Source organism: Erythrobacter sp. W36, from assembly GCF_057364935.1.
The window spans coordinates 1,858,340-1,883,571 of sequence record NZ_CP200281.1; the positions used below are offsets into that span (position 1 = coordinate 1,858,340).

Below are 25,232 nucleotides of genomic sequence, written 5' to 3' on the forward strand. Positions count from 1 at the left end.
GCAAATCCCCTCAATTTGCGCTAAGCCTTAGAATACCCTAGGGAACCCAGCATGTAGTCCAACCGTAAGGACACTATGCGCCAACACGAACTTCGCACCCAAGTCGTCAAGGAAATGCATCTTCGCCGGTGGGAGATGCTGTGCGTACCGTGTCTCTACATGCAATGGGTGGTTCTGGTTGAGCCGGATGAGCGCGATGCGGAATATGCCGCTATTGAAGCGCGATTTGGCTCGCTCAACGGCTCTGGCAACACCACCCACCGATCTGGCCGGTTAAGCGAGCGGATCGGCTTCACGTGGGAGCGCCACAGCGAAGGCACCACGATCAGCCTGTTCGTTGAGAAATGTAAGCCGGATGAATTCTTAAAGCCTAGAGATCATGCTGACATCGCAGCTGCGATTGATTGGGTCGAGAGCCTGCCCGGCGCAGTGCTGCGCGCGACCCGCGGGCTGGTGGTCGACAAAGAAAAAGAGGCCGCTGCTGTCGTCACCAAAACCGGGTTTGAGATGCACGAGCTCGTGTCTTGCCATATTGGCAAATCGGCGCGCATCTGGTCCGATTTCCGGGTGAAGCCCGATGGTTTTGGCGCAATCGTGATTGCCTCGAACGGAACGCAGCCCGCCGATCTCACCCGGCTGGTCCAGCGCCTGCAAGAGCTCGGCAATTATCGCAATCGCGCGCTGCTCGGCCTGCCTATTGCGCAGAAAGTCTGGCCCAGCCTCAACCAGGCAGAAGAGCTGCTGACCGAGATTGCTCACCGCATCGCCGAAGGTGCGGACACGGATGACGCGCTGATGCGTGAGATTTCCGAACTGTCGGTGGATCTCAATGCGGGTATCACCGAGGCGAGCTTCCGAATGAGCGCCACGGCGGCCTATGGCAGCCTCGTCTCGGAGCGGCTGCGAGAGCTTGAGACCCGGCGGATAGAAGGCTTCGCCTCGCTCAACTATTTCACCCAGCGCCGCTTTGCCCCGGCTGTGCGGTTTTGCGCCGCTGTGACAAAGCGCCAGGGCGAACTTGCTGAGCGTGCTGGACAACTGGCAACCTTGCTGCGCGCGCGGATCGAAACGCGGATTGAGAACCAGAATGCTCAGCTGCTGCGCTCGATGGACCGGAACGCGGGCATGCAATTGCGCTTGCAGCAATTGGTCGAAGGCCTCTCGATCGTCGCCGCCAGCTACTACGCGCTCGCCATCATCAGCTACGCGCTGGTGGGCCTCAAATCAGTATGGCCGATGTTCGACAAGGATCTGGTGCTCGGCATACTCGTCATCCCCGTGGTAGTTGGCATCTATTCCTTCGTGCAATCGGCGAAAAAACGCCTGCTGAAAAAGCCGGAATAGAGATCGGCGATAGACATGGGCGCGAGCGCCCCTACATAGCGGTTCATGCGAACTCTTTCTGACATTCTCGAAGAATATGAATTCCTTGAAGGCGATGAGCGTTACCGCTTGCTGATCGAGCTTGGCCGCGAGCTTGATGACATGCCCGATGCGCTCAAAACAGACGCGACATTAGTGCGCGGATGCTCAGCGGCGGTGTGGGTCTATCCAACGGAGCAGACAGAGACGCTACACTTCCTCGCGGACAGCAATGCCGCGATTACCAAGGGTATCGTCGCTCTGGTGATCGCCGCTGTGCAGGACAAACCGGCGGGCGAAGTTGCGGGCATGGATGTTGCCGAGGCGCTGGCCCCATTTGATTTGAAGAGCCAGCTATCATCCAACCGGACGCAGGGCGTGCCCAATATGATTGCTCTGGTTCAGGAACACGCAGCGAGATTGGCTGCGGCGTAAGCTTCAGGCCCCAGCGCTGTCCCGCACCACTGCGATCCCGGCTGCCGTTTGCTCTTTGAGTTCCGCCTTTAGCTTTGCCGGATCGCGCGCGAAGACAAAGCCAAAGCTGACCCCGCCTTCTTTGCCGATGGTCGCATGGTGCAGCTTGTGCGCCTGCACCAGCCGCTTGGCATAGCCTTTCTTCGGGACCCATTTGAAATAGCGCTGATGGACTAGGCCGTCATGCACCAGCGTGTAGATCACGCCGTAGAGGGTGATGCCGACGGCGAACCACCACAGCGCGTCCCAATAGAGCGAGCCATAGATATACATCGCGGCGTTGATCGTGCCGAATACAACCGCGAACAGGTCGTTCTTTTCCAGCACATTGTCATGCGGTTCGTGGTGGTCGCGGTGCCATGCCCAGCCCCAGCCGTGCATGATATATTTGTGCGCGTACCAGGCGAACAGCTCCATGCCGATCAGCGCGGCCATCACAACCAGGACAATTTCGAGCCAGCTCATGCGGTCGCTCCTGCACCAATTCCCGCCCGCTTCGCAATCGGCAGCGCCCACCATGGCACATCCGGGCGGCGGTGATGCTCCAGATGATAGCCGAAATGGAAACAGCTGGCGAGACTCGCCAACGTGCCGAAATGGTCGCTCCGCGCGTTGTGATCATCGGGAAACGCGCCCACCCCGTGGCGATGAGGCCGATAGGTCCCGAAATAGAAAAGCTGCAGCGAAGATGCGAGCGCGGGCAGACCATACAGCAGGAATATCTGCATGAATGGAATATCCAGCACAAACAGATAGATCGCCACGACTGTGTGCACGAATACTAAGGATTGCCAGCTGAAATAGCGGGTGAAAAAGGTCCAGTACCAACGCAGAAAACTGGTCGGATGATGCTCGTCAAAATCGGGGTCGCCCTGGCGCCCTGCCAGCTTGTGATGCTCAAAATGGGCATCGCGCATCCGCCGCCAGGCAAAGCCTGCATAAAGGGCCAGAAGCACAGCCCCGACAGCCGAGTTTACGCGCTTATGCCCCGGCGCCAATGTGCCGTGCATCGCATCATGGCTAATGATGAAGACGCCGACGGAAAGCCAGCATTGCACCGCCGCCAATGCGAGCGCGAGCGGCCAATTCGACCACGTCAGCTCAAACACAAACATGCCGTAAGCGTGCAGACCTAGCCAGCCGCCAGCGATCGCAGCCGCCGAGACAAGGCCAATCACGGCCTGGCGCGGCTTGGCCAGCAAAGAGAGATCAGCGCTCATGAAATAAGATACGCAGGCGACACCATTACGGCTTCGTATACAATTTCCGCCGTTTAGCGCAATTGCGCAGGCGCCCGGCGGCACCGCGCGACTAGGAGGCGCGGGCAGCGCTCGTACCTCAATCGCGCCCCTACCCTACAAATCGGACACTGCTGACTTATCTTTGCACAATGTCGTTTGTGCCATTTCTCGCCGCCGCTTTGCTCATCGCCGCGTTCTTCTGGCACCGCCGGTATTCACGGCAGAAGAAGCGCAAGCAGCTTCTCGCCGCCCCTCTCACCCCTGAGCAGCGCGAAATCGTTCGGCAGCTGGTGCCGATCACACGCCAGCTACCCCAGCCCTTGCGCCCAAAGCTGGAGGGGAAGATCAGTCTTTTCCTCGATCAGATCACATTTCACGGCCAAAACGAGCTTGAAGTGAATGAGGCGATGAAGCTCTCCATCGCTGCTCAGGCCTGCCTGCTCATTGTCAACACGGACGCCTGGTATGACACGCTCAGGACTGTGCTCATCTACCCATCTGCCTTCCGCACCCGCCGCAACACGCATGACGGCTATGTCGTCCAAGAACGAGACCTCACCATGCTCGGCGAGAGCTGGGCCCGCGGGCCAGTGGTTTTGTCTTGGGACCATGCGCTCAAAGGCGGTCTTGACGCCCATGACGGCCACAATGTCGTGATCCACGAATTCGCGCACCAATTGGACAGTCTAACCGGCCACACCAATGGCATCCCACTGCTCAGCAAAGGCCAGGCCTATGAAGGTTGGGAGAAGGCCATGCTGGATGCGTACAACGACCATGTGGAGCGGGTTCAAAATGGATACAGAACCTTGATCGACCCATATGGCGCGACCAATCACGAAGAGTTCTTCGCGGAAACCATCGTCACATTCTTCGAAAAACCGCAGGCATTACAGCGAGATCTTCCCGCGCTTTACACGCAACTGGCGGAATTGCTGGCGCTAGACCCAGCGAAGTGGGGTTAATCAATCGCCGTCAGGGAAAAAGAACTCACGCATATGCTCGCCAATCCGCGCCGGGCGCAAAGTGACCGAGTCGATGCAGCACCAGCTTGATTGCACCTCGGCCAGCACTTCCTCACCGCGCGAGATGACCGTGCGATAGAATGCCCGCGCGCCATTATATCGTTCCAGCACCGTGTTCGCGATCACATCATCTTCTAGGAATGCCGGACGGCGATAGGTGATCTCATGCTTGAGAGCGACCCAGGCTTTGGAAGCAATTTCTTCTGCCGGGGCAAGGTTGTTCCAATGCGCGAGCACCGCGTCCTGCACCCAGTTCAGATAGCGCGCATTGTTCACGTGCCCCATGAAATCGATGTCTTCGGGAAGGACTTTAATCGGAAAGGCAAAGGACGCTGCTGACATGATTGTAAGTTAAACACACAAAGGTGTCTTTTCCATGACTATCCGCCTGCCGAGCACGGAGCGGGTTGCAAGTGTTGCATCAAGGCCGCTAATCCACTTCTCATGGCTAGCAAACCACGCACATTGTACGAGAAGATCTGGGACGCGCACATTGTTGAGACGCGCGAGGATGGGACATCGCTGATCTACATTGATCGGCATCTGGTTCACGAGGTGACGAGTCCGCAAGCGTTCGAAGCCTTGCGACTGGCAGGGCGCCCGGTGCGCCGCCCGGAATTGACCCTGGCCGTGCCGGATCACAACCTGCCAACGACCGCGCGGCGCGATGCGAGCGGCGGAAAGATCCCGATTGCCGATCCGCAAAGCCGCGCTCAGCTCGAAGCGCTGGAGAAGAACGCGCCGGAATTTGGCATTCGCTACATTGGTGATGCGGATGACGCGCAAGGCATCGTCCATGTCGTTGGCCCAGAGCAAGGCTTTTCCCTGCCCGGGACCACGATTGTTTGCGGGGATTCGCACACAGCCTCTCATGGCGGATTGGGCGCACTCGCATTCGGCATAGGCACCAGCGAAGTGGAGCACGTGCTCGCAACGCAGACCTTGCTGCTCCAGAAATCAAAGACGATGGAACTTCGCGTTGAAGGAGAACTCTCCGCAGGTATAACTGCCAAGGATCTGATTTTGCATATCATTGGGCAAATTGGCGCGGCTGGCGGATCTGGCTATGTGATCGAATATCGCGGCCAAGTGTTTGAGCAGATGAGCGTCGAGCAGCGTCTGACCGTGTGCAATATGAGCATTGAGGCAGGCGCGCGGGCGGGCCTGATCGCGGCGGATGATGTCGTATTTGACTATCTGAAAGGACGCCCGATGGCGCCCACGGGCGCGGCCTGGGACGAGGCAGTGCAATATTGGCGCTCGCTCGTCAGCGATCCCGGCGCGGAGTTCGACAAAAGCGTAGTGATTGACGCCAGCGATGTCGAACCCACGGTCAGCTGGGGCACCAGCCCTGAAGACGTGATCGCCATCGGCGGCACAGTCCCCTCGCCAGAGAGCTTCGCTGACAAAGACAAGCAAGAGGCCGCGCAAAAAAGTCTCGACTATATGGGCCTGACGCCGGGCACCGCGATGAGCGACATTCCGGTTGAGAACATCTTCATCGGCAGCTGCACCAACAGCCGGATCGAAGACCTGCGCGCCGCCGCCGAAGTGCTGAATGGCCGCCGCAAGGCCGACAATGTGAAATGGGCCATCGTCGTGCCGGGATCCGGCCTGGTGAAACGCCAGGCGGAAGAGGAAGGCCTCGACCACATCTTTACCGAGGCCGGATTTGAGTGGCGCGAGCCAGGCTGCTCCGCCTGTCTGGGAATGAACCCGGATAAGGTTCCAACCGGGGAACGCTGCGCCTCAACCTCCAACCGCAATTTCGTAGGCCGCCAAGGCCCCGGCGCGCGCACGCATTTGCTCTCGCCAGCGATGGCTGCGGCGGCGGCTGTAACCGGGCGGTTGACCGATGTTCGCACGTTAAAGTGATGCAAGGCAGCTGCCATTGCGGGAACGTGAGCGTGACCATCGCGAGGCAGCCAGACTACATCAACCTGTGCGATTGCTCGCTGTGCCTGAAGTCTGGCGGTGCGTGGGGATATTTCTCCCAGAGCGACGTCGAGGTGGATGGATCAACCCGCGCCTATCGCCGTAAGGATTACAAAAAACCTGCGGTCGAGATGCAATTCTGCGGAGAATGCGGGGCGACGACCCACTGGGTCCTGACAGAGCATTTGGAAGGCGACCGCATGGGCGTGAACATGCGACTTTTCGCGCCAGAAGAGGTCGAAGGAATTGAAGCGCGCACGCTTGATGGGCGCAATTGGTTTGGCGAAACTGAGGCTGAACATCGCCGATCTCCGGGTAAACTGGGTAGCGATGTCTTTTTGTGAGCAGCAAAGCGATTGCTTGATTGGGTTTCGCGGGCCATTGGCTTGGCAACAGGAGGGTTAGCAAGCGATGGATGTGATGAAGGGAATTCGGGTTCCAGAGCGGCTCTACAAGGGCGTGCTGTGGCTGGTTTCGATTGTCTTTGCCGCTTTTCTGGTGGGCCTCGGCAATCTCATCATTGGCGACCTGCCTCAGGTCCAGGCTGAGCTCAACCGCGATCAATATGTCGAAACCGCTGAGGTTAAGCAGCTGCGCGGCCAGATAAGCGCGCTTGATGAAGAGCGATCCGCTTTGGATGACCGGCGCGAGCTGCTTTACATTCAGCAGCGTCAGGCAGCCGAAGAGAAGCAATCCGCGACCGAGACATTTGAGGCGTGGATCAAAACCCGCTCTGCGACCACCGACCCAACGCAAGATCCCGAGGTGATCGCGCGCACCCGCGCTCTGGAACAATTGCAGCAAAACGAGCGCTCGATCAGCAGCTCGATCAACGCGCTCGACACCGAAGCAACCGAATTGAGCCAGCGTCGCAGCGTGATTTCAGAGCAGCTGTACGATGCCGAAGATGCGGGCGTACCCGCTTATGAACGGGCCTATTTCTGGCAAGAGCTGCAGGTGTTCGGGCTGAGACTGCTCATCACCCTGCCCATGCTCGGGATCGCCGCATGGCTGATCGTGAAGCGCCGCAAGGGCGAATATTGGCCGATCTCACGCGGGTTTGTGCTCGCCTCGGTGTTTGTCTTTTTCGTCGAGCTGGTGCCCTATCTGCCGAGCTATGGCGGATATGTTCGCTACACGGTGGGCATCATCCTGACCTTTGCGGCGGGCCATTTCTTGATCAAGAATATGCGGCAATATCTCGCCCAGCGGCAGGAGGTTGAGCAAAAGGCCGAGGAAGAGCGGCGCAAGCTCGTCTCCCACGATGAGGCATTCAAGAAAATGTCCTCCAGCGTGTGCCCCGGCTGTGACCGGCCAATCGCCAAGATGGAAGGGACCGAGAGCAATTTCTGCGTCCATTGCGGCATGACCTTGTTCGATCGCTGCATCAGCTGCGAGACCCGCAAAATGGCGTTCTTCCGCTTTTGCATGGCCTGCGGAACCACCGCCGAGACCGAGGCGGACAAACCCGCGCCAGCGACTTAAGGACAGCAACCTAGCCGAAGCTGAGAACATATTGCGCGCAATCCCTTGCAAGCCCGCCCTCCCGCTCCCATGAGGATATCATGACGAAAAACACCAAAAGCAAAGCTGCCATCGCCGCCGGTGCAATCGGCTCTGCCGCTATTGCCGCGGCGCTGCTCTATGCCAACAAGCGCAAGAGCAAAGACAAGAAGCCAGAAGCCCCCAAAGTGCCCTCTGGCGAAAACCCGGAAACAGACTGATCACCGCGATACCAAGGGGAGAAAGGCTCATGAAATTCTTCGCAGCGGCGCTTGCCGTGCTCGCATTGGCGTCTCCGCTCCAGGCTCAGGACGAGCCCGATCTGGAGATTTGGCGGCTTGATTGCAGCACGATTGCCTTTAGCGATTCTGCGGCATTTTCAGACGCCCATTTGTATGACGGGAAAGCACGCACTTTGGTGGCCAGCTGCTACCTATTGCGCAATGGCTCGCGCTATCTGCTGTGGGATGCGGGCCTGCCCTCCGGCCTTATCGGCGCCGGTCTCTCGCAAGGCGGCACCACCCTTTCGCTTGAACGCTCGATTGCCGATCAGCTCAGCGATATTGGCGTGACCACCGATCAAGTGACCTTTGCTGGCGTAAGCCACTATCATTTTGACCACACCGGCCAGCTCAGTGATTTTTCCGCTTCGACCTTGCTAATCGGCGCAGGCGATTGGGATGTGGTGAAAGAAACAACTGAACCCAATCCGCTGGTCGATCCGCGCCCGTTCGCCCCGTGGCTGGGTGAGGACGCCGCAGCAGTGATTGCGATACCGGGCGATCACGACGTGTTTGGCGATGGTTCCGTTGTCATGAAGGCCATGCCCGGCCATACCCCTGGCCACACCAGCCTGCTGGTGCGCCTGCCCGAAACCGGCAACATCTTGCTGACCGGGGATCTCTATCATTTCGAGGAGCAGGTCGAGAACCGCGGGGTGCCATCGTTTAACACCAACCGCGCGGACACCCTCGCCTCGTTCGAACGCTTCAATGCCATCGCAAAGTCGCTGGATGCGACGGTGCTGATACAGCATGACCCACGCCATCTCGGCCGCCTTCCAACATTTCCAGGATCAGCAAAATAATGGACGCTATTCAACGTGTATCGGGGCAAGCGATCCCCTTTGGCGCCAAAAATATCGACACCGATATTATCGTCCCCTCCAAATGGCTGAAGACGATCAGCCGCGAAGGATTGGGCGCTGGCGCGTTTGAATCGATCCGCGAGATCGAGGGCAATGTGTTTGACGATCCTGCCTATGCCGGATCGCAAATCCTGATCGCTGGCGATAATTTTGGCTGCGGCTCCAGCCGGGAACACGCCGCCTGGGCGCTGCTCGATCTGGGCATCCGCGCGGTCTTGGCGCCGAGCTATTCCGACATTTTCTCGGGCAATGCGGTGAAGAACGGCATCTTGCCGATCGTCCTGCCTCAGGCGGCGATTGACCGCTTGCTGGAGGTCGCACGCGCGGGCGAGCCAATCGACATCGATCTGGAAACGCAAACGGTTACAACGCCGTTTCAAGATCGCTTCGCATTCGATATCGATCCGTTCCGCAAGCATTGCCTGCTGAACGGACTAGACGAGGTCGCGCTCACGCTAGAGCGCAAAGACGCCATTCAATCATATGAGAACCAGCGCGCCGACGGGCAAAGCTGGCTGACACAGGGAACGGAGATACACGCATGAGAGCGCTACGCACACACGAGATTGGCGGACCGGAAACGCTGAAGCTCGACGAAATTGAGGTGCCAGCGCCGGGCAAAGGCGAGGTTTTGGTCGACGTAAAAGCGTGCGCGATCAACTTCCCCGACACGCTGATGATCCGCGACCTCTATCAATTCAAGCCGCAGCGCCCCTATGCCCCCGGCGGCGAGATCGCAGGCGTGATCGAGGCCGTTGGCGAAGGCGTGGAAGGCTACAAAGTCGGCGACAAGGTCATGGCCGGGATCGGCAATGGCGGTCTGTCGGAAAAGGTCATTGTTCCTGCCGCTCGCATGTTCCCTGTCCCGGACGGTGTGCCTTACGAGAAGGCGGCATCGCTGCTGCTCACATATGGCACCACGATCCACGGGCTTAAAGACCGCGGCCATATCAAAGCAGGCGACACAGTCCTGATCCTGGGTGCGGCGGGCGGCGTTGGCCTGTCCGCTATTGAGCTGGCCAAGGCATATGGCGCGCGCGTCGTCGCCGCCGTCTCCAGCCCAGCGAAGGGCGAAGTCGCCAAGAACGCGGGCGCGGACGAAGTCGTCATCTACCCGCGCGATGAGATGGACAAGGCAGCCTCCAAAGAGCTTGCCGAGCGCATTCAAAGCCGCCTGCGGACCTGAAGGCGCGAACATCGTCTATGACATTGTCGGCGGCCAATATTCTGAGCCCGCCTTGCGCTCAATCGCTTGGGAGGGCCGCTTTCTGGTGGTCGGCTTCCCAGCGGGCATTGCGAAAATGCCATTGAACCTGACTCTCCTGAAATCCTGCGATATTTGCGGCGTGTTCTGGGGCGCATTCACGGCGCGCGAACCGGCCAAATTCGTTGAACAGGTCAAGGAGCTGTTCGAACTCATGAAGGCGGGCAAGATCGATCCGCTGGTCTCTGAAACTTTCCCATTGGAGCGCGCAGGCGAGGCCATCGCCAAGCTGGAAAGCCGCGAGGCAGTGGGCAAGCTAGTGGTGACGATGGACTAGCGCCTGCACGCTTACTTGGAGGCGCCGCGCGATCCGCGCTTGCCGCAGGCCGCCCGGCCTCCTATTTTGTATGGGCATACTTTAAATACTTGGGCCACCGGCCGAGGGGACTAATATGACTGATTTCAAAGATCGCGAACGCGCCGAAGAAGCCAAATTCGCAATGGACGAAGAAACCGCCTTTAAAGTGGCGGCGCGTCGCAACCGCTTGCTGGGTGAATGGGCCGCTGGCCTGATGAACCTCACCGAAGAAGAGACCGACGCCTATAAAAAGGCCGTCGTGCAGGCGGACTTTGAGGAAGCCGGCGATGAGGATGTGATCCGCAAGCTGCTCGGCGATCTCACCGCGGCGGAATGCGACGTCAGCGAAGATGACATTCGCGCCAAGCTGGAAGAAAAAGCCATCGAGGCAAAGCGTCAATTCATGAGCGAGAGCTAAGCGGCATGCCTATGGCAGCGGCCGATATCGAGGCGCTTATCACGGCGGCACTGCCTGGCGCCGTAGTGGAGATGCGCGATCTGGCTGGAGACAATGACCACTGGGCTGCAACCGTTACTGCGCCGCAATTTATGGGCAAGAACCGGGTTCAGCAGCACAAGATGGTCTATGCGGCGCTGGGTGAGCGCATGGGCGGCGAACTGCACGCCTTGCAAGTCACCACGGTTGTTCCCACCTAATCCTCATACGATTTTTCCATGATTCAATTTTCAAAGGTCTAGGCCATTATGTCCGACACAAACGCCCGCATCGCCAGCATCGTTAGCGAAAACGATGTCGTCCTGTTCATGAAGGGCACCCCGCTGTTCCCGCAATGCGGATTTTCTAGCCGGGCCATCGCTATCCTCGATCATTGCGGCGTCGCCTATGAAAGCGTCGACGTGCTGCAAGACATGGAAGTGCGCCAAGGCATCAAGGCCTATTCCGACTGGCCAACCATCCCTCAGCTCTATGTTAAGGGCGAATTCCTGGGCGGCAGCGACATCATGATGGAAATGTTTGAAGCCGGCGAACTGCAACAGCTGATGGAAGAAAAAGCAGTCGCGAAGGCCGAAGCTTCTTAAGGTCCGCGCACTCGCATCCACGAGCGCGATTTCCTCGCTCACGCGACCTGAAGACCGCATCGCTGCGGACGGGCAGTCGCCCTTGCGACGCCTTCGGCGCCGAGTTCTCACTGACCTGCGCCTAAAACCAAACAAACACCCCAAAAACGAAAAACCCGCCTCGTGAACCAAACGAGGCGGGTTTTCTAATTTCGGGGAGGTGAAACCAAGAGACCAAAAAAGACCTCACCTCTTTATCGAAGACCACTAGGGGCACACAATACTATGCATCCACCGTGCCAAAAATGCGGGCGCTAGTATTTTCAGTCAGTTAAATGGTTTCTTCGGGTTAACCATAGGGCCAAATGTAAAAGATACCGACAAGCAAAGCTGCAAATACGCTTGGCAAGTCGCCCTACCCTCGGCATCACTGCAGGCAATGGCCAATCAAACACAGCAATCACCCGAAGGCATCCCTGCCGCGACCATCGTTATTTTCCGCAAGAGCAGCGACGGCGGCGCCCCTGAAATCCTGATGACGGTCCGCTCGCGCAATATGGCATTTGCGGGCGGCATGGCAGTGTTCCCCGGCGGACGGGTCGATGACGCGGACTTTGCGCTGGCCCGCACGCTGACATCGCCGCTCAATATTGCCGAGCTAGCGCATCAGATCGCGGCGGTGCGTGAGACCATCGAAGAAACCGGTCTGGCGCTGGGCATTGCGGGTGATGTTGATGCGGCAAAGGCGGCCGACGCGCGGGCGATGCTGCTGGAGACGGGCGAGCTCGCGCCCGTGCTTGAGGCATTCAATTGGTCGCTCGACCTTGATCAGATCACGCCGTTCGCGCGCTGGTTTCCCAAGAATGAGAACATCAGCCGGGTCTATGACACGCGGTTTTACCTCGCCAATCTGGGCACCGGCGAGGTCGAGATCGCCGCTGACCAATCAGAAAACACGCGATTGTTCTGGGTCAGTGCGCAAGGCGCGCTCGACATGGCGGAGAACGGCGAGATCAAGCTGATCTTCCCGACCCGCCGCAATTTGGAACGCCTCGCCCTGTTCGCAAGCTATGAAGAAGCGCGCGCGCAGGCCGAGGCTATTCCGGTCAAAACCATCATTCCCAGGATCGACGACAGCAACGATCAGCCGATGCTCCGGATTATGGAAGACGCTGGCTATCCGATCACAGCAGAATTGCTGGAAACGGTTCAACGCGGGTAGCGGGTTCTGGATTGCGGGCCATTTCCACCCGCACCCTTCCACTTATCTACGCGCTAGCCGCACGGTTGTTCTCTTTGAAATTGGCAACGCGATAGCCGCGCTCGACCATTTCCTTGCGATAGTCATGGCGCGCATCGCGAAGCTCCTGGCGATATTCCTCATAGGCATCGCGGCGATCTTCTTCATCGGTCGCCCGGCGCAGGTCACTCGCCAGCTCGCGTTTGGCCTCACTGATATCGGTCCGATAATCGAGCCACCATTTGTTGCTGTCATTGTTGGGTGAGAGAGGCGCGCGGTAGCCGTCGACCACAATCCCTTTTTGGTGGGCCGCGGCGGGAGCCGCGATCAGGGTCCCGGCAAGGGCGATTGAGGCAAGAATCATACGGGTCATCGGATGTCTCCTATCGGTGATTAATGCGCACAAAGTGTCGCTCAGCACATGAACCGCAGGTGTCGAAATGGGCGCTGTGATCGCGCCAAGGGCGATGCGCCGCACCAGATGTGCGGAATGAGCGACGAATTGCAAGACCCGTCACATGCGGGAGTTTGAATCATGTCCCAAAAGACAGGATGAAAAATGGCGCGCCCGGCAGGACTCGAACCTGCTGCCTCAAGATTAGAAGTCTCGCGCTCTATCCAGATGAGCTACGGGCGCGCACGCTCTTTGCGAGCACATTCGCCCAATAGCGCGCTTTGCGGCGGTGTAAAATCGCGTTAGGCACTTCGGCTATGAATAACCCAGATAACAATGCGGCCAGCGGGCCAATTGCGACCAGCACAGCGCCGCGAACTTTCCGCTATTACGACCTGGTGATGGCCGCCTTTGTGGCGATCCTGCTGCTTTCCAACATTATCGGCGCGGCAAAGCTGACCTTTCTTGAGGTGCCGTTTTGGCCCGATGGCATGTGGCCCGCACCCGATGGGATATTCATTTATGGCGCCGGGATCCTGTTCTTCCCGCTCGGCTATGTCATCGGCGACATTCTGACCGAGATCTATGGCTTCGCAAAGGCGCGCCGGGTGATCTGGACCGGTTTTGCAGCGATGATCTTCCTCGCCTTTATGAGCTATGTGGTGGTCGGGCTGCCCGCCTTTGCCGGATGGGAATGCGCGGCGAGTTCCTCGCTACAATTCACAGGCGACAGCGACTCGATCCCCGGCGAGATATGCCAGCAAACCTACGAATCCGTCTTTGGCAGCACATGGCGGATCGTCATGGCCTCAATCATCGCCTTTTGGGCTGGTGAATTCGTCAATTCCTACGTCATGGCCAAGATGAAGGTCTGGACGAAAGGCAAGGCGCTGTGGACCCGCACGATCGGCTCGACCGTGGTCGGCCAAGGGGTCGACAGCCTGATCTTCTACCCCATCGCCTTTTACGGCATTTGGAGCACTGAGGCGGTGATCACCGTGATGATCACCAATTGGCTGCTTAAGGTGCTGTGGGAGGCTCTGCTGACGCCGGTGACCTATGCGGTGGTCGGCAAGCTAAAGAAGGCGGAAGGCGTCGATCTGTTCGACACCGAAACCAATTTCTCCCCCTTTGCGAGTGAGAAACAGCAGGCCTAGCGGCTCCTACGCCGGAGCTATTCTTGATTTCCAACGGGGAGGTGCAATGCACCATCCTCGACGATCTCGACGGTGAAATCGACGCCGAGGCGGTCCGAGAGCAATTTCAAATCCTTCTCCGTCGGAATGCCAAACAGATCGCGGTGGCTGTGTTCTAACCGCAGGACCAGACCATTCTCGCCCAGCATCAGTCGGCTGACCTGCAGCGAACGCCTAGAGCGCCCGCCGATCCGCCGGGCCAAGCGAATTGCAAGGCCCCAGCACACCGCCTCTTCCAGAGCGTTCTTGCTGGCCAGCGCATGCAGTTCATCCGGCAGATCACAGTGATTGCCATTGGCCATGCTCGCCGCGGCCAGCATCGCCCGCCCCTGCCCATCAATCGCCAGCCAGCGCTTGTGCATCGCCCAATCCACCGCCAGCGGATGGCGCAGGTTCGGCTCAATCTGCATGCTAGCAAGCGCCAACATGGTCGCAGAAAGACGCAGCCGCTCTGACCCGTGCTCGCCCAGCGGCGCGGCATCGGCCGTCCAGCCTGCGATCTGCGTTGCCAAGGTCGGCGGCGCGCCGCGCTGAGCTGCAAACACCGCAACACCGGCAAGTAGCGGATCCTGGTCTTTGCCGTGCATCGGCAGGGCATCGAACAATTGACCTTCGCGCAGGCCCCAAGAGGAAAACACCACCCGCTCCGGCTCTAGCTGCTCCAGCATCGCCTGCAGCAGGACCGCCGCATCGGGCAGCTTTTCCGAGCGCATGGTCGAAATCCGGTCGATTGATTTCAGGTCTTCTGGCGACTGATCGGCTAGCCCTCTGGCGAGCGCTACCGCCTCTTTCTTTGAGAGCTCAAACGCGTGCGGATCGCTTAGCGGATGGCCGCGCTCTTGCATCGCATAAACCGCCATCGCCCGCCAAGTGCCGCCAACCAGATAGAGCGGCGTCTCAATCGGCTCGCCCCACCCGGCCTTCTTGAGCCGCTTTTGCAGCGCCTTGCGCATGTCGGATTGCTTGTCAGCGTGATATTCAGGCAACCTCAGGGTGCCGAGCGGCAATGAGGTCGCCTCTCCCGTATCTCCACCGGCGATGGTCACCAGCTCCAGACTGCCGCCGCCAAGATCGGCCACAACCCCTTTGGCGCGAGGGAATGCGCCAATCACGCCGTTCGCGCTCAGCCGTGCCTCTTCTTCGCCAGAGATGACTTGCAAATCCAGCCCCAGCGCGCGGACGTCTTCCACGAATTTCGGGCCATTCTCGGCATCGCGCACAGCGGCGGTGGCGACCGTCTCGATATCTTCAATCCCTAAGCCATCGAGCAGCAGCACAAAGCGCTTGAGGCCCCGCATAGCGAGCTCAACCGCTTCATCGGCTAGCCTGCCGGTTTCGGAGATTTCGCGCCCCAGCCGCGCCGTTACCTTTTCATTGAACAGGACAGTCGGCGCTCGCATCGTCCCGCCATAGACCACCAAACGAACCGTGTTCGAACCCACATCGATGATCGCGCGTTCGGCCTTGTTCCCAGAGAACGCCCCCTCGCGATCCGCTCGCTTGGCTCTCAATGTCATCCAGTTCCGCCCCTTCGCAGCGACAATTTCGGCACAGCGCCCGCCTCCAATGCGCCCCCACGCCCAGACAGCGATGGGTTTGTCATAAAATAACGGTGACAATTAAATGGCTTAGCATCAGTGATGACGCGTTCATAGGAGCCATCGGACTGCAACCACCAGCTTTGCTCTGTGTCGAGCATATTGGCGAGCAGCACCTGCTGCAGCACTTGATCGTGCACGGTGCGATTGGTGATCGGGATTAGGGTTTCGACCCGGCGATCGAGATTGCGCTCCATCAGGTCGGCAGAAGCAATGTAGATCCTCGCCTCTTCGCCGGGCATGGGCGCACCATTGGCGAAGGCGTAAATCCGGCTGTGCTCCAGAAAGCGCCCGATGATTGATTTAACGCGGATGTTCTCGCTTAGGCCGGGAATGCCAGGCCGCAAGCAACATATGCCGCGCACGATCAGCTCAACCATAACCCCGGCCCCGCTCGCTTCATACAGGCGGTCGATGATCCCCTGATCAGTGATCTGATTGCACTTGATCCAGATCGCCGCGGGCCTGCCCGCTTTTGCATTAGCGATTTCGGTGTCGATCCTTTTGCCAATCTCATCGCGCAGATTGATCGGCGCGATCTTCAGAGCCTCCAACTCGTCCGGCTCGACATAGCCAGTGATGAAGTTGAACATTTTCGTCGCATCACGGACCAGCTGAGGATCGGCGGTGAAGAAGGACAGATCGGTGTAAATCTTGGCTGTGATCGGATGGTAATTGCCCGTGCCAAAGTGGCAATAGGTGCGCAGCCCCTCTTCCTCGCGGCGCACAACCATCGCCACCTTCGCATGGGTTTTCCAATCGACGAAACCGTAGATCACCTGAACCCCGGCGCGCTCCAGCTTGCTCGCCCACATCAGGTTTTGCTCTTCGTCAAACCGCGCCTTCAGCTCGACGACTGCGGTCACGGATTTGCCCGCCTCCGCCGCTGCGATCAGGCCATTGATGACGGCAGATTGCGAGCCTGCGCGGTAGAGCGTTTGTTTGATCGCCACGACATCGGGATCAGCCGCCGCCTGCCGGACAAAGTCGACCACCACTTCGAAGCTCTCGTAAGGGTGGTGAATGATGATATCTTTTTCGCGAATGGCGGAAAATGCGTCGCCATCATGCTCGCGAATACGCTCTGGATAGCGCGGGCTATAGCTGTCGAATTTGAGGTCTGGCCGGTCTTCCTCGACTATTTCAGCCAGCCCGTCGATGCCGATAATGCCATCGGTTTTGATCACCGCAGCTTCATGAATGCCAAGCTGCTCGAGCAGTATTTGCTCCGCGCGCGGATCGAAATCCTCCTCAATCTCCAGCTGGATCACGCGGCCCCGGCGGCGGCGCTGGATCGCGCTGCGAAAATAGCGCACCAGGTCTTCGGCCTCTTCCTCAACTTCGATATCGCTGTCGCGCAGGACGCGGAACTGGCCATCGCCTTCAATCGTAAAGCCCGGGAAGAGCATGCTGGCATAGCGCTGGATCAGGCTGGAAATTGAGACATAGATCGCCTCTTCCCCGGGCACCCGAATAAAGCGCGGCAACCCGCTGGGGATCAAGATCATCTCGATGATCTGCTCCGCATCGGCATCACGGTTTAGTGTGAAGAGCACGCCGGTTCCCTCATTGGCAATGAAGGGAAAGGGGTGCGCCGGATCGAGCGCTTGCGGCGTGATGACCGGCAGAATTTCGTCGCGGAAATAGCTCTGGAGCCAATCCTTTGCCTCATCACTCAGGCGGTGATCCTCATCGACCGAAATGCCCGCATCGCTGAGCAAATGATGCAGCTCACGCCAGCTGCTCTGTTGGTTATCCGATATCACTTCCAACCGTTCGCGAATGGCGGACAGCTGCTGTGATGGGGTGCGGCCATCGATCGCTGGGCGGGCGATGCCGCGCTGAACCTGACCGACCAAGCCCGCCACGCGGATCATCATAAACTCATCGAGATTGGTGCCAGAGATCGAAAGAAAGCGCAGCCGCTCCAGCAGCGGGTATTTGGTGTTGTCAGCCTCCGCCAACACGCGCTCGTTGAAGCTCAACCAAGACAGCTCGCGGTTAAAATAGGCCTCGCCGGGATGCTGCGAAATGGCGCCATCTGGGCCGACGTCCGCAGGCGCATCATCAGTGCTGGAGATTGGCTGACTGCCCATCATCGCCCCGTCTTTGAGAGTTTAAATGCTGCTGACGTACCGGACATATCCGCGATGTAAATCAAGCGCTCAAACTTGTCACACCAATGATCGGCAATCCGCGATTTGTGTGATCCCGCGCTTGCCATTGGCATCCCGTCCCAGCTGGACGATTACATCGATGACGCTAGCTGCATAGGCGATGGTGTCCGTGCGAGAGAGGCCAATACCGGTCTGCATCACCATCAGCGACAATTGCTCAAGCGCGCCGGTCAGGCTGTTGGCGTGGATGGTTGAAAAGCTGCCCGGATGGCCCGTGTTGATCGCACGCAGGAAGGAAACGCTCTCCGCGCCGCGCAATTCGCCCAGCACAATGCGGTCTGGCCGCAGACGCAGCGCCGCTTGCAGCAGCTCATTGGCGGTGACCTTGGCCTCGCCTAGCTCACCTTTCACAGCGACCAGACCAACCGAGTTTTCGCCGGGAAACTTAAGCTCCGGCGTGTCTTCCACCATCACCACCCGTTCCGCCTGCGGAATCTCACCCAGCATAGCGTTGAGGAACGTGGTTTTACCTGTGCTGGTGCCGCCAGAGATCAGGATCGTGCGGCGATTGCGGATCGCTTCGCGCAAATATGCGATCGGTTCTTTCTGCGAGTCCGGCATTGGCGTTTCTGGCGCGCTGGTGAGCGGCCCGGCGTCATAGGCATCGAGCGGCAGATCAAGCCGGCGGTGGCGGCGGATGGCCATCACCCAATGCTTGCGTGAGGCAGGCGGACCGCAAAATTGGATCCGCGCCCCGTCTGGCAAAGTCGCCCCGAGCAGCGGATGCTCGCGGTTGATCCCTTGGTGGCTGACGCGGGCAACTTGCTCCGCAAGGCGCTGAACCAGGCGGTCATCGATATCGGGTGCGTCGATCCGCTTAAAACCGGGGTCAGAGGCGTCTTCGACCCAAACCTCGCCCGGTTGGTTGACCATAATCTCGGTTACGGTGTCGCGGTCCAGCCAACGGCGAAACGGCGCAAGATACGCGTCGAGATAGACGCTGCGCTCGCCGATAATGGCTGCGCCCGGTGCGGGCACAGCCTGCTCGCTGCCTGCCGCTGCCGCCGTGCCAGTGTCATTGGCCAAAGGATGGATCTCTGCGCTCATACGGGGACCGGCTGGCTCAGTTGACCGTGCTGAAATCGAGATCGCGCGCAGTGAAGACCCGGATCGGCTCACCCATCTTCACGCGGATCGTCGGGCTAATCGCGCCGTCTTGCTGAGCAGCGATGCTGGCCGCGCCCTGCCCTGCTCCGCCGAGGACGACCGATGCGCCGCCGCTGCCGATGGCTGAGAGCCCGCCGACTACTGAGAGCAACATGGCAGAGCCAAACCGGCGGAAGAAGTGGTTGTTCACATCGCCTTGCAGACCCGTGGTGCCATCAAAGGCGACCGCCGGTGAGGCAATGTTGACCGACACGCCATCGGGCCGGATCAAGCGGGTCCAGATCACATAAGCGCGCTTCTGTCCCTGCTGGACGCCGGACTGATATTGCCCAACCAGGCGCGAGCTGCGCGGGACCAGCACTTTTGTGCCGTCAAAGCTGCGCACATCCTGGCTGACGACGGCCCGGACAAAGCCCGGAACATCGGTGTCGATAGCGGTCTCGAGGATCGCAGGGATCAAAGTGCCTTGGGTAACCGTGGTAGTGGGATTAGCCATCGGCTGCGCTTGAGCAGGCGCGCCGCCTACGCCGCCGATACGGCTGGCAAATTCGCTCGCAGAGCCGACCGCACCACCCGGTGCGGAGGTAGCGCCAGCTGTCGCCGCCATGGGAGCGGGTGCGAGGGCTTCGCCAAGACGCGCGGAACTAGCCGCAGCGCTGGCGTCAAACACCATGGTCGGCGTCGCATAAGGATTGGTCGCTGGGCCAAGCACGCGGTTGGGATTGTTCGAAAACACGGGCGATGGCGCAGGGTCGCTGCGCGGCGCTCTGGCGGGTGCAACTTGAGCGACATTCACCGGAGCGGCAGCTCCAGGCGCTCTGGCCGGAGGCGGCGCGCTGGCCGCGGCCGCAGGCGCAGTTTCGGCGGTGCCGGTACGCGCGGCATCCATGCTCCACAACGTAACTGCGCCGAGGCCAAGGACGATAACAGCCCCCAAAGCCAGACCCAATCCGTCAGATTTCGAGGCGCGCTCGGTGACGGCGGGAAAGCCATTGCGGCTGGCGAGATCAATGATCTCTGCCGACTCGCCGTCACGCGGATCAACATTGGCGTCGGAATTCGCATCCGCGCCGTTTTGCCCCTTCTTGGGCGGCATTCGCATGGCAAGGCGCATCACTTCACCTCCGTGTTGGTGCTAAGCCGGGCCAGCCCAGCATTGTCGCTGAGCGCCCCGAGATCGACCGAGCGGATCGGCCCGGTGTTGGTCAAAACTGCGCTGTCTTCGCCAGAGCGCAAAATGATCTGGGTCGGCACGCCTTCCACGATCACAGTGTCCCCGCGAACGGTGAAATTGACCGGGCCTTCATCGCCCTTGTGGTTGGTCGTCAGGATCGCCGGAATGGTCGAACCCTCCGCCCAGGTCAGGAACGTGGTGTCGCCATCGTCATATGTGCGGGTCGGGAGCAATTCCTTGTCGCCTTCACTCGCCCATTCAAAATTTAGCCGCGACGGATCGCTTACTGCGAACGGATCATTGGCTGCCGCCAGTTCCGCTGCGCTGGCGCGTTCACGCTCTTCCCGCTCCAGCCGTGCGAGCCGCTCCGCTTCCTCAGCGGCCTCAGCCTCTGGATAGCTAAACTGCAAGACATAGAGCGGCTTATTGCGAGGGCTTGCAACCAAATCGAACAGATATGTACGCTTGGTCGTCACCACGGTCATATTGGTGCTGGCATTGGCTGAGAGCGGCTTCACGAACAGCAAGCTCGCGCGTTTATTGGGCGTGACCTGCCAGGCTTGGCTGTCGCCAATCGCAACGTTCTCGATCGTCTCGTCATCGCGAAACTTGATCGTTGCCTGCACCTTGGGCTTGCCAGAAATGCGCACCACCTGGGTCTCATCATAGACCATGGTGACAAGGCGCGAGTCCTGCGCGGCGGCAGGCGCGGCGGCGATAGGCATGAGGCCCAAAGCGAGGGCAGCAAGCGGAAGCCGGAATTTCGGCGCGCGGATCATTTTGTCGTCTCCGGTTTACGCGAATGTGCGGGACGGAAGCGATTGCCTATCCCGTGGGTGCGTGACGTGGATGGATTGAGCGGAGCGTTCTGCACGCCTCCGCCTGAACTGGTGGCGAACACGCGGGTCTCGCGAACACTCGCGCCGTCGGCCGTGCCCGTGTCATTGGCGGCGGTGATGGTTGTGATCGTGGGCATATCGATCCGGCGTTGGCCGGTCGCACCCACAGGTGCGGTTGGTGCAGTGCGATTGTCAGCGACGGTCACTTGCGGCTGAGGCGGCGAGCTAGTCATGTCGCGGCCCTTCTCAACCTCAACATTCTGAGCAAAGCCGAACACCTGCCATCCGGCGACCATGGTCGAGGTAACTTTGATCGTCATGATCATCAGCGCCACATGGACCGCGCCAACTAGGAAGAAGGCCATAGCGGCTTGCTGGTCAATTTCGCCCGGTACAGCCACCAAAGCGGCTAGGATAGGCACGGCAAGCTCCAACATGATGGAACCGCCCAGCACCGCGAACAGCGGGGTCAGCGCGAGCATCACCACGCCCTTCAGCCAGCCAACAAACAGCCCTCGCGTGCCATTGAACAGCGCCATCACCACGAAGATCGGCCCAAGCGCCACGAGCAGAGCGAGGCCAATGCGGGCGGTCACAAGCAGACCAACCGTACCGAGCAGCAGCAGCATAGCGCCGAGCCACATCATGCCGGGCGGCGAAAATGCGCTGATGTCGACTTCCCCTGTGCTCGCGTCTTGCACGGCCAGGAATACGATATCGAGCTTGGTCGCGAAGGTCTGCGTTGCGGAGCCATCACTGTCGGTCAGAATGCCCGCCAGCCAATCCGGCCCGCCCACCGCAATGTTCCAAACCACACTTTGATAGGCGACCCAGCTGGTCACAAAAGTCAGAACAAGGCCAATGGTAAGGATACGCGGGGTGAGCGCACGAATGCTAAGGTTGGACCGGCCAATCAGCAGGCTGATCCCAAAGAATGCGACATACAGCGTCAGCAGGATCGTCAGCACCGTCGCCAGCGACCCGCCCGAGGCAAACAGGCGCCCAAAGGCATCGCCCGTCACTTCACTGGCGATGCAGTCCACCGCCGTCAAAGCGGCGGCAACGCCAGTGCCCATGTTCTCGGCAACAGTGTCGCAATTGGCCGTCATTCGGCCGCCAATCGCATGGCTTGTGCGTCATCGGAATCGAGGCTCGGCCCATCAGGCCAGGCATGATTGGTAAGCGCCGGATACCAATCCTCAGGCTTATCGCCGACCGCCTCGCGCAGCAGATCAAGTCTGCGCACGGAGCTTTCGCGGCCAGAGAGAACGGTGAGCACCTCGGGCGCACCAGACAGATCGAGCCGGACAACCACGCTCGCATCGGGCTGGCGCACAAGGAAACAGCGCGAATGGGCCGAGCAACGTGCGGATCAGCGCCAACTCATGCTCGGTCAGGCCAAAGCCCTCGCAATAATCCTCAGCGCGCGCTCTGCTGTTTGGCATAAATACCATGGTCGCGGTCTGCTCGACCAAAGCGGTCGAAATGCGGCTTTCCAGCGCATCGGCGGCGGATTGTGTGGCAAATCCGACCAGAGCATTGCGCTTACGCAAAGTCTTCAGCCAATCGCGAATGCGCGCGGCGAACACCTCATCATCGAGCGCTTTCCACCCCTCGTCGATCAGGATCATGGTCGGCTGACCATCGAGCCGTTCGTCGACCCGGTGGAACAAATACATCATGGTCGGCGTGCGCAAGCGCGGATTTTCGAGCAGCGCCGTCATGTCAAAACCAAGCACGCGCTGGTCGAGATCAAGCTTGTCCTGCTCATTGTCGAACAGCCAAGCATGCTCGCCGCCCTCTGCGTCTTCCGGCGCATCGTTGGAGCCGATCCATGCCGACAAGCGGTCGGCCAGATCGCCGGGCTCAGGGCGCTTTGCCCCCGCCAGCAGCTCCTTGAAGTGGCGCAGACGGCGCAGGCCCGCATCATTGGCATAGGCCGCATCGACAGCCGCGCTGATCGTTGCGAATTCCTCTGGACCGTCTGCATCGAGCAGCACCGCCAGCCAATCGCGCAGAAACGCCTTATTGGTCGGCGTGTCCGGCAAAGACAAAGGGTTGAACCCTGTCGGCTCACCTGCGCTGATCCGGTCATAGCGCCCACCAATCCCGCGCACAAACAGCTCCGCGCCGCGATCCTTGTCAAACAGAATGGTACGGGGACTGAACTTTTGCGCTTGCGCGGCGAGGAAGTTCATCACCACGGTCTTGCCTGAGCCCGATGGCCCGATCACCGAGAAATTGCCCAGGTCACCGTGGTGGAAATTGAAGAAGAACGGGGTCGCGCTGGTGGTTTCCAGCAGAGTGACCGCATCGCCCCAGTGATTGCCACTCGCCTGGCCCAAGGCGAAGCCGTGGAAGCTGCCAAAGCTCGCCATATTGGCCGAGGAAATGAGCGCGCGCCGGACGATATATTCCTCGTTGCCCGGGAATTGCGCCCAGAACGCAGGCTCAAGATTGGTGTCTTCGCGTACCGCAATTGCGCCGGTGTCCGCCAATGCTGCCGCGCAGGCCGCCGTGGCGTCGTCCAAGCGGTCTAGGCTGCGCTCCCGCACCAGAACGGTGAGGTGGTGATCGCCAAAGCCGACCGCGCCATTGCCCAGCGCATCGCGCGCCGCCAGCATATCATTGCGCTCTGCCGCCGCTTCTTCGTCAACCGAGCGCAAGCGCCGCAGCGCCAGATCAATCCGCTCCCGCGCGGTGGTGCGCTCATTGGGCGCATAGCTCTCGGTCACGATCATTTCGTATGGCAGACGCAGCAAGCCATCGAGCAGACCCGGTGATGTCGCCTCGGGATAGTCTTTCAGGCCCAGGATCGCAGAGAAATCCGGTTGACCAGAGCCGCGTTGCTCCATCGCATCCAGACCAAAGCTGGCGCGGCGATAGGGCAGCATATGGCCAATATCAGTGTCTTCATCCGGGCGGCGCACAGGGCGCATCTCGCCATTGTAGAGCGCAGAGAGCAGTTCAAGCATTTCTGAATTGGTACCGTCACTGCCAGGCACGGAATAATCGGCCAGCACACTCGCGCCGTAGGCAGAAAGCGATGCGACGAGACCAGTGGCGGCTGATTTCAGGCTGCGCACGTCTTTGATGTCGGCTTCGAGCTCGCTTTGGCCCGTGCGGCTCCACATCCGGGAAAACCGCTCTACAAGGCCCGCTTTGCCGCGTGCAGGGCGGCGGATCAGCGTGATAAACTGGTCATTGATAAACAGCGAACCGCCCGCCAGCCGCTCTTTCCAGCGCTGGTCAATATGGCGCGACAATGGATCGGCAAATTGCGCATCCAAATCGACCTCAACCTGACGGCGAATGACGTGGTGGTAGAGCGCAAAGCGCGCATCCAAAGTGGAGCGCAGCATCACCTCGCGCGTTGCCGCATGAGCATTGAGCGCGTCGGAATCCTCGGTTTCAAACAGCAGGCCAGGCACTTGGATCGCGGTCATCACCGATCCATCGCGCAGCAGCACGGTGTTTTCATCGATCAGCCGCGCATAGGGCAGACGATCGCCAGCCAGCGCCTCTTTGGCGCTCCAGCTTGCCGGTCCAATCCATTTCACCATAGCAGGCCCTCCTTATCAGGCCTTAAGCCGCGTAGCTGTTACAGCCCCACCGCTTGTAATTCTTGACCCGCGGACATTTTGAAACCTTGGTGATCCAAAGGTCGAAAATGCGCGGTTCGCGAAGCGAAGAAAAATAGCCGATCACGTGCACGACCACCGGCACAATCATGATCCACCAGTTTTTGAGGATCAAAAACGCAATCGTCGTCACCATCAGATTGATGATGAAAAAGTTCATCGTCACGCCGGCAAACATTTGCGGGCGGGTAAGAGCGCGGTGAACCGGATGGCGGACGAGATTGGTCATATGTTCGCCTCAGGCTGCCGCGCTTTGGATGCCAGCGACAATGGTCGATGCGCCGAACAGGATGAACACGCCGATGATAACGGTCGCGCCAAAGCGCCAGTTCATCCGGCCAGTCAGCATCATAAAGCCGACCGCAGCGACAGCCATCACCGCAATTGCGGTGGCCACATTGCCCAGCAGCGTGCCTTGCAGCCAGCCCAGCGCCGCAACAATCGGGCCGGAACCCTGAGGATCAGCCACCTGCTGAGCATGCGCAGCAACAGGCGCCATCATCAGAGCGATAAAGGCCGCAATCCGGGCCATCATCACGGCTGGCATGCGAATAAGTGACGACATTGATGTTCCCATTCGTGTTCTGCTTTGTCCTT

General features: G+C 59.6%; 26 protein-coding genes, 1 tRNA gene and 2 pseudogenes. 15 read left to right on the top strand and 14 right to left on the bottom strand.

What is annotated here, in order from left to right:
• Nucleotides 1-75: 75 nt before the first annotated feature.
• Both AC0V6U_RS09055 and AC0V6U_RS09060 read left to right on the top strand, forming a co-directional pair.
• Nucleotides 76-1,344, top strand: a complete 1,269-nt coding sequence (locus AC0V6U_RS09055) for a DUF3422 domain-containing protein (protein WP_472642843.1) — start codon at nucleotides 76-78, stop codon at nucleotides 1,342-1,344.
• Nucleotides 1,345-1,389: 45 nt separating this feature from the next.
• Nucleotides 1,390-1,797: a SufE family protein gene (locus tag AC0V6U_RS09060; RefSeq protein WP_472642844.1), complete on the top strand. Its 408-nt coding sequence runs from the start codon at nucleotides 1,390-1,392 to the stop codon at nucleotides 1,795-1,797.
• Nucleotides 1,798-1,800: 3 nt separating this feature from the next.
• Here the strand turns inward: AC0V6U_RS09060 and AC0V6U_RS09065 are convergent, their stop codons facing one another.
• Together AC0V6U_RS09065 and AC0V6U_RS09070 are read right to left on the bottom strand one after the other, a co-directional pair.
• Nucleotides 1,801-2,301, bottom strand: a complete 501-nt coding sequence (locus tag AC0V6U_RS09065) for a sterol desaturase family protein (protein ID WP_472642845.1) — start codon at nucleotides 2,299-2,301, stop codon at nucleotides 1,801-1,803.
• Nucleotides 2,298-3,056: a fatty acid desaturase gene (locus tag AC0V6U_RS09070; protein WP_472642846.1), complete on the bottom strand. Its 759-nt coding sequence runs from the start codon at nucleotides 3,054-3,056 to the stop codon at nucleotides 2,298-2,300. The genes AC0V6U_RS09065 and AC0V6U_RS09070 overlap by 4 nt, the downstream gene beginning before the upstream one ends.
• Nucleotides 3,057-3,226: 170 nt before the next feature.
• On the opposite strand from AC0V6U_RS09070, the gene AC0V6U_RS09075 reads away from it, so the two are divergent.
• A complete protein-coding gene (locus AC0V6U_RS09075; protein ID WP_486169441.1) occupies nucleotides 3,227-4,042 on the top strand; it encodes a M90 family metallopeptidase in 816 nt (271 codons plus the stop codon).
• Here AC0V6U_RS09075 and AC0V6U_RS09080 read toward each other — a convergent pair whose 3' ends face one another.
• Complete coding sequence (locus AC0V6U_RS09080) at nucleotides 4,043-4,444, bottom strand: acyl-CoA thioesterase (RefSeq protein ID WP_472642848.1); 402 nt, start codon at nucleotides 4,442-4,444, stop codon at nucleotides 4,043-4,045. It lies immediately after the preceding gene.
• Between the two features lie 102 nt (nucleotides 4,445-4,546).
• Between AC0V6U_RS09080 and leuC the strand changes: the two genes are divergently transcribed.
• The 11 genes and pseudogenes from leuC to AC0V6U_RS09135 all read left to right on the top strand — a co-directional run bounded on the left by leuC (nucleotide 4,547) and on the right by AC0V6U_RS09135 (nucleotide 12,491).
• Nucleotides 4,547-5,977 (top strand): 3-isopropylmalate dehydratase large subunit, encoded by a 1,431-nt coding sequence (gene leuC, locus AC0V6U_RS09085; protein WP_472642849.1) that lies wholly within the window; start codon nucleotides 4,547-4,549, stop codon nucleotides 5,975-5,977.
• The gene (locus AC0V6U_RS09090) at nucleotides 5,977-6,381 is read left to right on the top strand and encodes a GFA family protein (protein ID WP_486169539.1); all 405 of its coding nucleotides are present in this window, start codon (nucleotides 5,977-5,979) and stop codon (nucleotides 6,379-6,381) included. The genes leuC and AC0V6U_RS09090 overlap by 1 nt, the downstream gene beginning before the upstream one ends.
• Before the next feature lie 76 nt (nucleotides 6,382-6,457).
• Nucleotides 6,458-7,522 (top strand): zinc ribbon domain-containing protein, encoded by a 1,065-nt coding sequence (locus AC0V6U_RS09095; protein ID WP_472642851.1) that lies wholly within the window; start codon nucleotides 6,458-6,460, stop codon nucleotides 7,520-7,522.
• A gap of 80 nt (nucleotides 7,523-7,602) precedes the next feature.
• Nucleotides 7,603-7,761: an isopropylmalate isomerase gene (locus AC0V6U_RS09100; RefSeq protein WP_472642852.1), complete on the top strand. Its 159-nt coding sequence runs from the start codon at nucleotides 7,603-7,605 to the stop codon at nucleotides 7,759-7,761.
• A gap of 29 nt (nucleotides 7,762-7,790) precedes the next feature.
• The gene (locus AC0V6U_RS09105; protein ID WP_472642853.1) at nucleotides 7,791-8,627 is read left to right on the top strand and encodes an N-acyl homoserine lactonase family protein; all 837 of its coding nucleotides are present in this window, start codon (nucleotides 7,791-7,793) and stop codon (nucleotides 8,625-8,627) included.
• On the top strand, nucleotides 8,627-9,232 hold the full coding sequence (gene leuD / locus AC0V6U_RS09110; RefSeq protein WP_472642854.1) for a 3-isopropylmalate dehydratase small subunit: 606 nt from the start codon (nucleotides 8,627-8,629) through the stop codon (nucleotides 9,230-9,232). Before AC0V6U_RS09105 ends, leuD begins: the two co-directional genes overlap by 1 nt.
• Nucleotides 9,229-10,228, top strand: a pseudogene (locus tag AC0V6U_RS09115) (NADPH:quinone oxidoreductase family protein). The gene leuD and the pseudogene AC0V6U_RS09115 overlap by 4 nt, the downstream one beginning before the upstream one ends.
• Nucleotides 10,229-10,343: 115 nt before the next feature.
• On the top strand, nucleotides 10,344-10,667 hold the full coding sequence (locus AC0V6U_RS09120; RefSeq protein ID WP_472642855.1) for a DUF1476 domain-containing protein: 324 nt from the start codon (nucleotides 10,344-10,346) through the stop codon (nucleotides 10,665-10,667).
• A gap of 5 nt (nucleotides 10,668-10,672) precedes the next feature.
• Nucleotides 10,673-10,906 (top strand): BolA/IbaG family iron-sulfur metabolism protein, encoded by a 234-nt coding sequence (locus tag AC0V6U_RS09125; RefSeq protein WP_472642856.1) that lies wholly within the window; start codon nucleotides 10,673-10,675, stop codon nucleotides 10,904-10,906.
• A gap of 48 nt (nucleotides 10,907-10,954) precedes the next feature.
• A complete protein-coding gene (gene grxD / locus AC0V6U_RS09130) occupies nucleotides 10,955-11,290 on the top strand; it encodes a Grx4 family monothiol glutaredoxin (RefSeq protein ID WP_472642857.1) in 336 nt (111 codons plus the stop codon).
• Between the two features lie 418 nt (nucleotides 11,291-11,708).
• The gene (locus AC0V6U_RS09135) at nucleotides 11,709-12,491 is read left to right on the top strand and encodes an NUDIX hydrolase (protein ID WP_472642858.1); all 783 of its coding nucleotides are present in this window, start codon (nucleotides 11,709-11,711) and stop codon (nucleotides 12,489-12,491) included.
• Between the two features lie 46 nt (nucleotides 12,492-12,537).
• On the opposite strand, the gene AC0V6U_RS09140 is transcribed toward AC0V6U_RS09135, so the two are convergent.
• Nucleotides 12,538-12,882 (bottom strand): hypothetical protein, encoded by a 345-nt coding sequence (locus AC0V6U_RS09140; protein WP_472642859.1) that lies wholly within the window; start codon nucleotides 12,880-12,882, stop codon nucleotides 12,538-12,540.
• A gap of 187 nt (nucleotides 12,883-13,069) precedes the next feature.
• A tRNA-Arg gene (locus AC0V6U_RS09145) sits at nucleotides 13,070-13,146 on the bottom strand.
• A gap of 74 nt (nucleotides 13,147-13,220) precedes the next feature.
• Here AC0V6U_RS09145 and AC0V6U_RS09150 point away from each other — a divergent pair.
• The gene (locus tag AC0V6U_RS09150) at nucleotides 13,221-14,060 is read left to right on the top strand and encodes a queuosine precursor transporter (protein WP_472642860.1); all 840 of its coding nucleotides are present in this window, start codon (nucleotides 13,221-13,223) and stop codon (nucleotides 14,058-14,060) included.
• Between the two features lie 17 nt (nucleotides 14,061-14,077).
• Here the strand turns inward: AC0V6U_RS09150 and AC0V6U_RS09155 are convergent, their stop codons facing one another.
• From AC0V6U_RS09155 to AC0V6U_RS09195, 9 genes and pseudogenes are all read right to left on the bottom strand, one after another.
• The gene (locus AC0V6U_RS09155; protein WP_472642861.1) at nucleotides 14,078-15,616 is read right to left on the bottom strand and encodes a Ppx/GppA phosphatase family protein; all 1,539 of its coding nucleotides are present in this window, start codon (nucleotides 15,614-15,616) and stop codon (nucleotides 14,078-14,080) included.
• Nucleotides 15,613-17,793: an RNA degradosome polyphosphate kinase gene (locus tag AC0V6U_RS09160; protein ID WP_472645741.1), complete on the bottom strand. Its 2,181-nt coding sequence runs from the start codon at nucleotides 17,791-17,793 to the stop codon at nucleotides 15,613-15,615. Before AC0V6U_RS09160 ends, AC0V6U_RS09155 begins: the two co-directional genes overlap by 4 nt.
• Nucleotides 17,794-17,871: 78 nt before the next feature.
• Complete coding sequence (virB11, locus tag AC0V6U_RS09165) at nucleotides 17,872-18,921, bottom strand: P-type DNA transfer ATPase VirB11 (RefSeq protein WP_472642862.1); 1,050 nt, start codon at nucleotides 18,919-18,921, stop codon at nucleotides 17,872-17,874.
• Nucleotides 18,922-18,937: 16 nt separating this feature from the next.
• On the bottom strand, nucleotides 18,938-20,095 hold the full coding sequence (locus tag AC0V6U_RS09170) for a TraB/TrbI/VirB10 family type IV secretion system protein (RefSeq protein WP_472642863.1): 1,158 nt from the start codon (nucleotides 20,093-20,095) through the stop codon (nucleotides 18,938-18,940).
• The gene (locus AC0V6U_RS09175) at nucleotides 20,095-20,934 is read right to left on the bottom strand and encodes a TrbG/VirB9 family P-type conjugative transfer protein (protein ID WP_472642864.1); all 840 of its coding nucleotides are present in this window, start codon (nucleotides 20,932-20,934) and stop codon (nucleotides 20,095-20,097) included. Before AC0V6U_RS09175 ends, AC0V6U_RS09170 begins: the two co-directional genes overlap by 1 nt.
• Nucleotides 20,931-22,103 carry a TrbL/VirB6 family protein gene (locus AC0V6U_RS09180; protein ID WP_472642865.1) on the bottom strand — a complete coding sequence of 391 codons (1,173 nt, stop codon included), beginning with the start codon at nucleotides 22,101-22,103 and terminating at the stop codon, nucleotides 20,931-20,933. Before AC0V6U_RS09180 ends, AC0V6U_RS09175 begins: the two co-directional genes overlap by 4 nt.
• Nucleotides 22,100-24,557 (bottom strand): annotated as a pseudogene (locus AC0V6U_RS09185) (VirB4 family type IV secretion/conjugal transfer ATPase). Before AC0V6U_RS09185 ends, AC0V6U_RS09180 begins: the two are co-directional and overlap by 4 nt.
• Nucleotides 24,558-24,579: 22 nt before the next feature.
• Nucleotides 24,580-24,864 (bottom strand): VirB3 family type IV secretion system protein, encoded by a 285-nt coding sequence (locus AC0V6U_RS09190; RefSeq protein ID WP_472638133.1) that lies wholly within the window; start codon nucleotides 24,862-24,864, stop codon nucleotides 24,580-24,582.
• Nucleotides 24,865-24,873: 9 nt separating this feature from the next.
• Entirely contained in the window at nucleotides 24,874-25,170 is a 297-nt protein-coding gene (locus AC0V6U_RS09195; RefSeq protein ID WP_472645742.1) for a TrbC/VirB2 family protein, read from the bottom strand.
• Between the last annotated feature and the right edge of the window lie 62 nt (nucleotides 25,171-25,232).

Excerpts from the sequence above, each read along its gene's own strand:
- AC0V6U_RS09170 (WP_472642863.1), bottom strand. The coding sequence starts at position 20,095 with ATGCGCCTTGCCATGCGAATGCCGCCCAAGAAGGGGCAAAACGGCGCG.
- AC0V6U_RS09100 (WP_472642852.1), top strand. The coding sequence starts at position 7,603 with ATGACGAAAAACACCAAAAGCAAAGCTGCCATCGCCGCCGGTGCAATC.
- AC0V6U_RS09135 (WP_472642858.1), top strand. The coding sequence starts at position 11,709 with ATGGCCAATCAAACACAGCAATCACCCGAAGGCATCCCTGCCGCGACC.
- leuC (WP_472642849.1), top strand. The coding sequence starts at position 4,547 with ATGGCTAGCAAACCACGCACATTGTACGAGAAGATCTGGGACGCGCAC.
- AC0V6U_RS09060 (WP_472642844.1), top strand. The coding sequence starts at position 1,390 with ATGCGAACTCTTTCTGACATTCTCGAAGAATATGAATTCCTTGAAGGC.
- AC0V6U_RS09075 (WP_486169441.1), top strand. The coding sequence starts at position 3,227 with ATGTCGTTTGTGCCATTTCTCGCCGCCGCTTTGCTCATCGCCGCGTTC.
- AC0V6U_RS09150 (WP_472642860.1), top strand. The coding sequence starts at position 13,221 with ATGAATAACCCAGATAACAATGCGGCCAGCGGGCCAATTGCGACCAGC.
- AC0V6U_RS09055 (WP_472642843.1), top strand. The coding sequence starts at position 76 with ATGCGCCAACACGAACTTCGCACCCAAGTCGTCAAGGAAATGCATCTT.
- AC0V6U_RS09155 (WP_472642861.1), bottom strand. The coding sequence starts at position 15,616 with ATGACATTGAGAGCCAAGCGAGCGGATCGCGAGGGGGCGTTCTCTGGG.
- AC0V6U_RS09175 (WP_472642864.1), bottom strand. The coding sequence starts at position 20,934 with ATGATCCGCGCGCCGAAATTCCGGCTTCCGCTTGCTGCCCTCGCTTTG.
- AC0V6U_RS09180 (WP_472642865.1), bottom strand. The coding sequence starts at position 22,103 with ATGACGGCCAATTGCGACACTGTTGCCGAGAACATGGGCACTGGCGTT.
- AC0V6U_RS09125 (WP_472642856.1), top strand. The coding sequence starts at position 10,673 with ATGCCTATGGCAGCGGCCGATATCGAGGCGCTTATCACGGCGGCACTG.
- AC0V6U_RS09095 (WP_472642851.1), top strand. The coding sequence starts at position 6,458 with ATGAAGGGAATTCGGGTTCCAGAGCGGCTCTACAAGGGCGTGCTGTGG.
- virB11 (WP_472642862.1), bottom strand. The coding sequence starts at position 18,921 with ATGAGCGCAGAGATCCATCCTTTGGCCAATGACACTGGCACGGCGGCA.
- AC0V6U_RS09140 (WP_472642859.1), bottom strand. The coding sequence starts at position 12,882 with ATGACCCGTATGATTCTTGCCTCAATCGCCCTTGCCGGGACCCTGATC.
- AC0V6U_RS09160 (WP_472645741.1), bottom strand. The coding sequence starts at position 17,793 with ATGGGCAGTCAGCCAATCTCCAGCACTGATGATGCGCCTGCGGACGTC.
- AC0V6U_RS09090 (WP_486169539.1), top strand. The coding sequence starts at position 5,977 with ATGCAAGGCAGCTGCCATTGCGGGAACGTGAGCGTGACCATCGCGAGG.
- AC0V6U_RS09120 (WP_472642855.1), top strand. The coding sequence starts at position 10,344 with ATGACTGATTTCAAAGATCGCGAACGCGCCGAAGAAGCCAAATTCGCA.
- AC0V6U_RS09195 (WP_472645742.1), bottom strand. The coding sequence starts at position 25,170 with ATGATGGCCCGGATTGCGGCCTTTATCGCTCTGATGATGGCGCCTGTT.
- AC0V6U_RS09190 (WP_472638133.1), bottom strand. The coding sequence starts at position 24,864 with ATGACCAATCTCGTCCGCCATCCGGTTCACCGCGCTCTTACCCGCCCG.
- AC0V6U_RS09105 (WP_472642853.1), top strand. The coding sequence starts at position 7,791 with ATGAAATTCTTCGCAGCGGCGCTTGCCGTGCTCGCATTGGCGTCTCCG.
- AC0V6U_RS09080 (WP_472642848.1), bottom strand. The coding sequence starts at position 4,444 with ATGTCAGCAGCGTCCTTTGCCTTTCCGATTAAAGTCCTTCCCGAAGAC.
- leuD (WP_472642854.1), top strand. The coding sequence starts at position 8,627 with ATGGACGCTATTCAACGTGTATCGGGGCAAGCGATCCCCTTTGGCGCC.
- AC0V6U_RS09070 (WP_472642846.1), bottom strand. The coding sequence starts at position 3,056 with ATGAGCGCTGATCTCTCTTTGCTGGCCAAGCCGCGCCAGGCCGTGATT.
- AC0V6U_RS09065 (WP_472642845.1), bottom strand. The coding sequence starts at position 2,301 with ATGAGCTGGCTCGAAATTGTCCTGGTTGTGATGGCCGCGCTGATCGGC.
- grxD (WP_472642857.1), top strand. The coding sequence starts at position 10,955 with ATGTCCGACACAAACGCCCGCATCGCCAGCATCGTTAGCGAAAACGAT.